Source organism: Chitinilyticum litopenaei DSM 21440 (assembly GCF_000428145.1).
Lineage (GTDB): Bacteria > Pseudomonadota > Gammaproteobacteria > Burkholderiales > Chitinibacteraceae > Chitinilyticum > Chitinilyticum litopenaei.
The window spans coordinates 1-1,330 of sequence record NZ_ATZJ01000085.1 but is presented as its reverse complement, the minus strand read 5'-3'; the positions used below and the strand labels follow the sequence as shown (position 1 = coordinate 1,330).

Sequence of the window (1,330 nt, the reverse complement as noted above, 5' to 3'; positions counted from 1 at the left end):
TGTGAAGCGAACCGGGAGAACTGAAACATCTAAGTACCCCGAGGAAAAGAAATCAACCGAGATTCCCCAAGTAGTGGCGAGCGAACGGGGAAGAGCCTGTATGTGATAGCAGAAGCGTTAATAGAACGGAATGGAAAGTCCGGCCATAGTGGGTGATAGCCCCGTATATGAAAGCGCATTTGTGGTACTGAGCATACGACAAGTAAGGCGGGACACGCGAAATCCTGTCCGAAGATGGGGGGACCATCCTCCAAGGCTAAATACTCGTGATCGACCGATAGTGAACCAGTACCGTGAGGGAAAGGCGAAAAGAACCCCGGGAGGGGAGTGAAATAGAACCTGAAACCGGATGCATACAAACAGTGGGAGCCTCCTTGTGGGGTGACTGCGTACCTTTTGTATAATGGGTCAGCGACTTACGTTCAGTAGCGAGCTTAACCGCATAGGGGAGGCGTAGGGAAACCGAGTCCGAATAGGGCGACAGTTGCTGGGCGTAGACCCGAAACCAAGTGATCTATCCATGGCCAGGTTGAAGGTGCGGTAACACGCACTGGAGGACCGAACCCACTAGTGTTGCAAAACTAGGGGATGAGCTGTGGATAGGGGTGAAAGGCTAAACAAACTTGGAAATAGCTGGTTCTCTCCGAAAACTATTTAGGTAGTGCCTCATGTATCACCTTCGGGGGTAGAGCACTGTTATGGCTAGGGGGTCATCGCGACTTACCAAACCATGGCAAACTCCGAATACCGAAGAGTGCGAGCATGGGAGACAGACATCGGGTGCTAACGTCCGGTGTCAAGAGGGAAACAACCCAGACCGCCGTCTAAGGTCCCAAATGCATAGTTAAGTGGAAAACGAGGTGGGAAGGCATAGACAGCCAGGATGTTGGCTTAGAAGCAGCCATCATTTAAAGAAAGCGTAATAGCTCACTGGTCGAGTCGTCCTGCGCGGAAGATGTAACGGGGCTCAAACTATGAACCGAAGACGCGGATATGTGTTTACACATATGGTAGGAGAGCGTTCTGTAGGCCTGTGAAGGTGTCTTGTAAAGGATGCTGGAGGTATCAGAAGTGCGAATGCTGACATGAGTAGCGATAAAGGGAGTGAAAAGCTCCCTCGCCGAAAGCCCAAGGTTTCCTGCGCAACGTTCATCGGCGCAGGGTGAGTCGGCCCCTAAGGCGAGGCAGAAATGCGTAGTCGATGGGAAACGGGTTAATATTCCCGTACTTGATATCAGTGCGATGTGGGGACGGAGAAGGGTAGGTCAGCCGGGTGTTGGATGTCCCGGTTTAAGCGTGTAGGTGGGGGGTTTAGGCAAATCCGGATCCC

At 52.1% G+C, this 1,330-nt stretch carries 1 rRNA gene; it reads left to right on the top strand.

Going from position 1 to position 1,330, the window contains the following annotated elements:
• Positions 1-1,330, top strand: a 23S ribosomal RNA gene (locus C515_RS0116430); the annotation flags it as partial.